4 protein-coding genes and 3 tRNA genes are annotated in these 8,109 nt (G+C 61.9%); 6 read left to right on the top strand and 1 reads right to left on the bottom strand.

The window, feature by feature from the left end; genetic code table 11:
- Positions 1-242 precede the first annotated feature (242 nt).
- Positions 243-1,028, top strand: a complete 786-nt coding sequence (locus HMPREF2847_RS08900) for a hypothetical protein (RefSeq protein WP_070852183.1) — start codon at positions 243-245, stop codon at positions 1,026-1,028.
- Positions 1,021-1,917, top strand: a complete 897-nt coding sequence (locus tag HMPREF2847_RS08895) for a hypothetical protein (protein ID WP_246821996.1) — start codon at positions 1,021-1,023, stop codon at positions 1,915-1,917. Before HMPREF2847_RS08900 ends, HMPREF2847_RS08895 begins: the two co-directional genes overlap by 8 nt.
- Positions 1,918-1,931: 14 nt before the next feature.
- Here the strand turns inward: HMPREF2847_RS08895 and HMPREF2847_RS08890 are convergent, their stop codons facing one another.
- Positions 1,932-3,071: a histidinol-phosphate transaminase gene (locus HMPREF2847_RS08890; RefSeq protein ID WP_070852181.1), complete on the bottom strand. Its 1,140-nt coding sequence runs from the start codon at positions 3,069-3,071 to the stop codon at positions 1,932-1,934.
- Positions 3,072-3,282: 211 nt separating this feature from the next.
- On the opposite strand from HMPREF2847_RS08890, the gene HMPREF2847_RS08885 reads away from it, so the two are divergent.
- The 4 genes from HMPREF2847_RS08885 to HMPREF2847_RS08870 all read left to right on the top strand — a co-directional run bounded on the left by HMPREF2847_RS08885 (position 3,283) and on the right by HMPREF2847_RS08870 (position 8,013).
- A tRNA-Ser gene (locus tag HMPREF2847_RS08885) sits at positions 3,283-3,374 on the top strand.
- A 3-nt stretch (positions 3,375-3,377) separates the two neighbouring features.
- A tRNA-Arg gene (locus HMPREF2847_RS08880) sits at positions 3,378-3,453 on the top strand.
- 577 nt (positions 3,454-4,030) lie between these two features.
- Positions 4,031-7,714, top strand: a complete 3,684-nt coding sequence (locus HMPREF2847_RS08875) for a phosphoribosylformylglycinamidine synthase (protein ID WP_070852180.1) — start codon at positions 4,031-4,033, stop codon at positions 7,712-7,714.
- Positions 7,715-7,940: 226 nt separating this feature from the next.
- Positions 7,941-8,013, top strand: a tRNA-Arg gene (locus HMPREF2847_RS08870).
- The last annotated feature ends 96 nt before the right edge of the window (positions 8,014-8,109 follow it).

Raw genomic sequence — 8,109 nt, 5'->3', positions numbered from 1 at the left:
CCCATTATCGGGGACACTCACAAGGTAACGGGCGCCGACGCGATTGCCGACGGTTCGTTGAATACAGGAACTGAAATCCACTTCAACCCGGGGCACTCGGTGGAAAAGCTGCATGGCATGGACCCGAAACCGTTGTGGCCTGAAACAATACGGGCAATTTGCCAAAACCGGTAAGCTCGGTCTTGCTGTAATACAAACCCAGCGTCATCCTGGCGGACGGTATTGAGGGAAAAGGTCGAACAATGGCAACGAATCGGAGCAACCACTCGGACGACTCGTTCGGTGAGTGGAGCATAAATCCGGACGCGTCAGATGATCAGCCCTCTGCAGATACGCCGGCAAATGCGTGGAGCGCTGTGGATGGGGCACAGTGGGAGCAGCCTGAGGGACAAACGCAGGACCATCAGACCCAGCAGCCGCCCCAGAACCAGCAAACCCAGTATCTGCAGCAGCAGTATCCACAGTCCCAACAGCCTGAACCATACCGCCCCGCCCCCTATGTCCCTGGCCCGCAAGCTGGCCCGGCTGCTGCACCGAGCAATGACAATAAGGGGCTGACCATCGCGGTTATTATCCTGGCACTCATTGCGGTTGCCCTCCTCGTCGGCGCAATGGCCTTCTTCTACTTCTCCGATTCGAAGGGAGTGAATTCGGCCGGCAGCAATTCATCCCAGTCGGTTCAGTCCGCTAGTACTGAGGATTCCTCCACGTCGTCGACCGCTGAGCAGAAGCGTCGCGCTGAGGGGTTCCAGCCGCCATCGAGTTGGCGCCACTGCTCCGGCTCGGGTGATCCGGGTGATTTGAACTTGGTATATGCAGAAAATGTCGGAGGTAACACGACAACCTGTCAGTTTGCCACCAACGTGCGCAATTCCTTCGTTGAGCAGTACCAACTTACGAAGAAGCTCAACGGTACTGTCACCGCTAGCAGCCCAACAACTGGCAAGACTTACACCATGACCTGCCGCGATAACGGTGAGGTTGTCACTTGCACCGGCGGTACGAATGCGACGGTGCACATTGTCTAAACGTCTCCGAGTAGCTCTGGCCGCAACCGCCGTCGTCACGCTCGGTCTTAGCGCCTGCACCATCGGCACCGACTCCGACTCGTCGATGCCCTCGCCGACGCTGTCCAATTCGCTTGGCGACGGCCCCGGAGGCGCATCCTCCGGCGGGAAAGTTGTGCCCGGTGAGATGCCTCGCGAAGTTGTCGAGGCCGTGAAGTCCGCGCAAAAGGAATTCGGTGGTTTGGCCGGCGCCGCTCTGGCAACGCCGGATAAGGATTCCGAAGTGGTTTCCACGGGGGATTTCAAAACTGGTCCGGCCTGGTCTACCTCCAAGGTGCCAATCGCAGTGGCTTATGTGCGCCAAATGGGCGTGGACGCGCAGGTGGAATCTGCAATCACGGTTTCCGACAACGACGCGGCTGAGTCCATGTGGTACTCCCTGGGCGATGACGCGACCGCAGGCGCGACCACCAATAAAATCCTTCGAGAGGGCCACGACGCCCGCACCGTCATGGGTACTGACCGCATCCGCGCGCAATACACCGTCTTCGGGCAGACGCAGTGGGATTTGCGCGACCAAGCTGTTTTCGGCGCCAATTTGCAGTGCATCGAGGCGGGCCCAAAGGTTGCTGACCTCATGGGGCAGATTGCCGACGAGCAGTCCTACGGCCTCGGACGCATCCGCGGTGCCCACTTCAAGGGCGGTTGGGGCCCAGATGATGAAGGTGTTTACCTTGTGCGGCAGTTCGGCTATCTGCCGGGCAAGAAGCCGGGCACCTTCGTTGGTGTTGCTATCGCAGCCCAGCCTGACGACGGCACCTATGAGACCGGCCAGCAAATGCTCGACCGCATCGCAAAGGCGATTGAGCGCAGTGGTGGCGCGACCACTGGCCGCGCTGGCACCTGCTAGCTGAGCGATAGCTGCTAGTGCTCAATTCCTAGCGCAGCCAGCAGCTGCGAGGTCTCTTCCTCGGTGGTGATGGTGATGCGAGCACCTTCGCCGGCAAAGCAGCGGATGAGAATGTTGCGCCGCGCCAAGAAGTCACCGAGATCCGTGGTGGTGGCCACCGAGACGTCGTCAAGCACAGAGAGATCGGCAATCCGATCCTCACCGATCCAAATGAAGTTGGCCTGCGAGTTCGGCAGCACCGTCTCGCGGCCGGTGGCGGCGTTGATGGCCGCGGTGACGGCGACGCGCTGTGCGCGGACCTCGGCGATGCGGGCGGTGAGCTCTTCCTGTGCGTCCAGCGAGGTGAGCGCGGCGATCTGCGCGAGAGTGTTTACGGAGAAGGGGATAGCGACCTTATTCACGGCCTCCACAAGCTTCTCCGGACCGAACATGTAGCCCACGCGGAGCCCGGCCAGGCCGTAGACCTTGGAGAATGTGCGCAAGCCAACCAGGTTGGGGTAGGTATCCAGCAGCTCATGAGCCAACGGGGTAGCGGCGTGAGTGGCCTCGTCCACCAACTCGATGTAGGCCTCGTCGAGAGCAACCACAACATCGCCCGGAACCTGCGCCATAAACTCCGCGAATGCCTCGCGAGTGATGGTCGTCCCCGTTGGGTTGTTGGGGTTACAGACGAAAACCAGACGTGTGCGGTCGGTGATAGCGGCAGCCATAGCTGAAAGATCATTGCGACCCTGCGCATCCAGCGGCACCGGCACCGGAGTAGCCCCGGCGACGCGAGCGAGAATGGGGTAGGCCTCGAAGCTGCGCCACGGGAACACGACCTCATCCCCATCCGCACAGGTGGCCTGCACAAGCTGCAGGCACAGAGCGGAGGAGCCGCAGCCGACCGCGACCTGCTCCATGGGCAGGCGCAGGTGTTCGCCGAGCTTAATGCGCAGGTCAACTGCGCCCATGTCCGGGTAGCGGTTCGGACTGGTAGTTGGGTCAGAGATGGTCTGCGAGATGGCCTCCACCACCGAGGGCAGCGGCGGCTGAGTCATTTCATTGGACGCAATCTTCAGCGCGCCGGGCACAGCCTTGCCCGGAACATAGGCCGGAACCTGTTCGAGGTCGGCACGAGTTTTGGGCTGAACTGAAGATGCATCGTTGGTCATAGGCCTAACTGTAGAACATGGTCCGGATTGGGCAGTACAGAATCCCCGCAAAATCCCAAGGTGTGGTCGCTATTTGAGGTGCCGTAATCGGTGGCTTCGCGGGTGTTTTGCTTTTCAATTCTTGTGTTCTGTAGGATTGGCTGCGGTTATTTGGTCTCGTCCACGCAATGGCGAACAGCTTTGCTGAAGCGGGATCGATGCCAGTGGTTTTGGAGGCGTGCCAGAGCGGCCGAATGGGGCTCCCTGCTAAGGAGTTGCCTGTCTTGCGACGGGCCGGAGGTTCGAATCCTCTCGCCTCCGCCACACGCGCCCGTAGCTCAACGGATAGAGCATCTGACTACGGATCAGAAGGTTAGGGGTTAGAATCCCTTCGGGCGCACCATGTAGACCCGCACCGTGGAGGTGCGGGTCTTTTTGTTTTATTACCTGGCAGTGCAGCGCGAGCCGGGGCATTGCGGGGCGGGGCAGCGCGGTCCTTCACTTGTGGCCAGGGTTCGGTCACTTATCGATGGTTTCTCGTGACCTGTCGATGGTTTTTCGCCACTTATGCGCGCGCTGTGGGTGCTACGTGTGCACTTGTCGATGCGCTGTTCACTTGTGGCCAGGCTATAGCGAATCGATGGGTGAACTATGCATCGATAAGACAACGAACCAGCTCCCTTGCTTCAGCAACGCGCAGCAACAGGTAGCAACGTGCAACAACAGGCACCAACCCGGACCTGCCGCCCGACTCACCATCTCCCTGAGCCGCCACGGCCGTACCTCCAACACCCCCACGCAGCCTTTGCCTGGCCGAATCCGATTAGCCTGGCCTTGTACTTGGTCAATCGGGGCTTCCGCCCCGCGCCGCCCCGCGCCGCCCCGCGCCGCCTCGCACACCGGGGGACATTTTCCTATCCTGAACAGTTGCAATAGACTTAGACCCCGGTTGCCCTCCCCGTATTTCGATAGGAGCCTTGATGGACGCCCGTCTAGCCGTTCGCCGTAAGCCCGAGTTCCGCAATGAGGAAGCTACGCTGCTGTCCTCGATCGGCCAGGACGGTGAGGTGGCAATCTACTATCTCTACGATGCTTTCGATGCGACGGAGGAGGATCTTGTCGCGCTGCGTGAGTCGGTAGTTGCTGATTCGCGTGTCGACGAGCTGGCCGAGCTCCCGACCCCCGCCGAGCTGGGGAACTACCTTGCTGTCGAGCCGCTGCCTGGCCAGTACGACCAGCGTGCCGATGCCGCCGAGCAGGCCCTGCGCCTGCTCCGCCCGGAAACGCAGGCGCAGATCACCTCGGCAACGCTGTATGTTTTCGATGCTCCGGTGAATGACGCCGTGCGCTCCTTCCTCATCAACCCGGTCGAATCGGGGGAGAAGAACCTGAGCGTCCTGCGCCGTCCGAGCATGGGCGAGATTGAGCCGCTGAAGGAGTACCCGGGCTTCACCGAGCTGGATGACGAAGGCCTGGCCGAGCTGCTCGCAGCCGACGGCATGGCCATGTCGCTGGCTGACCTGAAGACCATCCAGGATTACTTCCGCTCCGAGGGCCGCACTCCGACCGAGGTAGAGCTGTCCGCGCTGGATACCTACTGGTCGGACCACTGCCGCCACACCACCTTCAACACCGAGCTGACCTCCATCGAGAACAACGAGCCGCGCTTTGCCGCGCAGTTGGATCGCGCGCTGCGTCGCTACGACGAGCTGCGTGAGCTCAACGGCCGCACCCACAAGCCACGCTCCTTGATGGACATGGGCACCATCATGGGCCGCGAACTGCGTCGCACGGGTGTCATGGATGACCAGGAAGTCTCCGAAGAAATCAACGCCTGCTCCGTCTATGTCGACGTCGAGGGCGATGACCGCAAGTGGCTCCTCATGTTCAAGAACGAGACCCACAACCACCCGACCGAAATCGAGCCATTCGGTGGTGCCTCCACCTGTCTCGGTGGCGCTATCCGCGACCCGCTGTCGGGTCGCTCCTGGGTCTACCAGGCCATGCGTCTGTCCGGCGCAGGTGACATCAACACTCCGCGCGAGCAGACCCTCGAGGGCAAGCTGCCGCAGCGCGATATTTCCTCCCGCGCCGCAGCCGGCTACTCCTCCTACGGCAACCAGATCGGTCTGGCCACCACTGGTGTGCGTGAGCTGGTCCACCCGGGATACGTCGCTAAGCGAATGGAACTCGGTGCCGTCGTCGCCGCTGCCCCGGCAGACAACGTCAAGCGCCTCGAACCTGCGCCGGGCGATGTGGTGATTATGCTCGGTGGCCGCACCGGCCGTGACGGCGTCGGCGGTGCGACCGGCTCGTCGAAGGCTCACGATGAGGACTCGCTGGGCCGCTCCGGTGCCGAGGTGCAGAAGGGTAACCCGGTCAACGAGCGCAAGATTCAGCGCCTGTTCCGCCGCGAGGATGTCGCTACCAAGATTGTCCGCTGTAATGACTTCGGCGCTGGTGGCGTGTCCGTTGCGGTCGGTGAGCTGGCTGACTCCATCGACATTCACCTCGAGCGCGTGCCGCTGAAGTACGCCGGTCTGAATGCCCGCGAGATTGCAATTTCCGAGTCCCAGGAGCGCATGGCGCTGGTCGTGCGCCCGGAGGATGCGGACTTCATCATCGCCGCCGCTGCCGAAGAAAACATCGAGGCCGTCGCGCTGGCCGACATCACCGATACCGGTCGACTGCGCATGTTCATGGGCGACGAGGTTGTCTTCGACCTCTCCCGTGAGTTCATCGACACCAACGGCGCCGACCGCGCCCAGAACGTCGAGATGGTTGCTGCGGAGGGCGGCGTCGTAAAGCAGGCTCCGACGAGCGTATTGGAGTCGCTGCGTGCGGCGACGGCGGGTTCCCAGGAGGGCATGATCGAGCAGTTCGACTCGACCGTCGGCCGCTCCACCGTGCTCATGCCGTACGGCGGTGCGACGCAGAAGACCGACGAGCAGGCGTCGATCCAGACGCTGCCGGTCGATGGCGGCACGAGCACCGCGTCCATCATGACCTGGGGTTACTCGCCATCGCTTGCCGACGAGTCCCCGTACCTCATGGGTTCCTACTCCGTCGTGGAGGCACTAGCTAAGCTCGCAGCGGCCGGTGGCAATCCGCGCGGTGCCTGGCTGAGTGTGCAGGAATACTTCCAGCGCCTGGACCAGGATCCGCAGCGGTGGGGCGAGGTTGCGCAGGCTCTGCTCGGCCTGCTCGAGGCTCAGGACGGCTTCCAGGTTGCGGCCATTGGCGGTAAGGACTCCATGTCCGGCACCTACGGCGAGGACCTGCACGTGCCGGCGACCCTGGTGACCTTCGCAGTTGCCGCGATGGACGAGACCGACGCCGTATCCGCTGCAATCCCGGCCGGAAACTTCGACCTCTACCTGTTTGCGCACAAGCCGCTCGAGTCCGGGGAACCGAACTACGAGCAGCTCAACGAACTGTTTGCTGCTGTGCGCGAGCTGCGTCCGGCTGCGGCCTCGGCTGTTACCAGCGCGGATCTGGCCGCGACTCTGGTCAACATGGCTGTGGGCAATGGCGTGGGCCTGGAGGCATCGCTGCCGGAGGCTCCGCTGGGTTCCATCGTTGTGGCTGTTCCGGCTGGTCAGGCTGTTGAGGGTGCTGTTGAGGGTGCCGTTGCGGAGGCCGTGAAGATCGGTGCCACCGACGAGTCGGGTACCTTGCGCTTCGGTGCGGAGTCCTTCACGGTCGCTGAGGCTCTGGAAGCGATGGAGTCCGGTTACCGTGACGTCTTCCCACTCAATGAGTACGAGGGCGAGGCCCTGCCGGAGTTTGCCAACCAGGTCAACGAAACCGAGACCGACCTGCAGAGCCCGGGCAAGAAGGATGTCCACGTGCTGCTGCCGGTCTTCCCGGGTACCAACTCCGAATACGACATGGCCGAAGCATTCGTCGCAGCTGGCGCTACCTACGAGTTCCACGTGATCCGCAACCTGACCCCGGCAATGCTGGCGGAGGACACGAAGGCGTTCATCGAGAAGATCAAGGACGCTGACATCTTGGCATTCTCAGGTGGCTTCTCCCTGGGCGACGAGCCGGACGGATCTGCGAAGTTCATCGCCGCGTTCCTGCGTTCCGACGACGTCGCAGCCGCCGTCAAGGAGTTCGTGGCCGGAAACGGTCTTGTACTCGGTATTTGTAACGGTTTCCAGGCGCTGGTCAAGTCCGGTTTCCTGCCGTACGGTGACCCGGCGCAGCTCCGCGAGGATTCGCCGACCCTGGCCCACAACCGCCAGCTGCGCCACGTTTCCCGTATCGCCACCACCCGCGTGGCTACCGTGAATTCCCCGTGGCTGCGTGGCTTCAAGCCGGGCCAGACCCACCTCATGCCGGTTTCTCACGGTGAGGGCCGTTTCGTGGTCTCCGAGGACGAGGCTCGCCGCCTGTTCGAGGCCGGCCAAGTCGCTTTCCAGTACGTCGGTACCGACGGCGATGCCGACGGTGGTGCCGAGGGCGTTCCGACGATGGCAGCGCCAGCCAACCCGAACGGTTCCTCCTATGCCATTGAGGGCATTGTCAGTGCTGACGGCAGGATTCTGGGCAAGATGGGCCACCCGGAGCGTTTCCGCGAGGGCCTGATGCGCAACATTCCGGGCATTGGTGAGCAGGACATCTTCGGCAACGCTGTCCGCTGGGTCCGCGGCGAGTAGTTCCTCGGTTGCTCCGGTCCGCGCCGGTGCTGGCCTCCGGGGGCCGGTTAGACCGGGGTAACCGCAACGAAACCTGTTGTTAATGTGCAACGAATATGTACTTGAATAAGTGCCCAAAAAGGTTGCGTGAGCAGGCGATTTTGTAAAACTTCGCAGGATGAGTAAAGTATCTATTCGTTGCAGGGGCCGAGGGAATTACCCCAGAGTCGCTGAATAACAACAAAATGCGCCCGTAGCTCAACGGATAGAGCATCTGACTACGGATCAGAAGGTTAGGGGTTCGAATCCCTTCGGGCGCACAAAGCAGACCCGCACCGATAAGGTGCGGGTCTTTTTGTCTGCCCGACTTGTCGATGGTTTTCGGGTTAAGTAAAGAAAAGTGTGTCTTTTCCGGG

It is taken from the genome of Corynebacterium sp. HMSC074C03, from assembly GCF_001838285.1.
GTDB classification, from domain to species: domain Bacteria; phylum Actinomycetota; class Actinomycetes; order Mycobacteriales; family Mycobacteriaceae; genus Corynebacterium; species Corynebacterium amycolatum.
This window is presented reverse-complemented; position numbering and strand designations above follow the sequence as displayed.

Bases quoted from the DNA above. Each gene is read 5' to 3' on its own strand.
- HMPREF2847_RS08900 (WP_070852183.1), top strand. From the start codon at position 243: ATGGCAACGAATCGGAGCAACCACTCGGACGACTCGTTCGGTGAGTGG.
- HMPREF2847_RS08890 (WP_070852181.1), bottom strand. From the start codon at position 3,071: ATGACCAACGATGCATCTTCAGTTCAGCCCAAAACTCGTGCCGACCTC.
- HMPREF2847_RS08875 (WP_070852180.1), top strand. From the start codon at position 4,031: ATGGACGCCCGTCTAGCCGTTCGCCGTAAGCCCGAGTTCCGCAATGAG.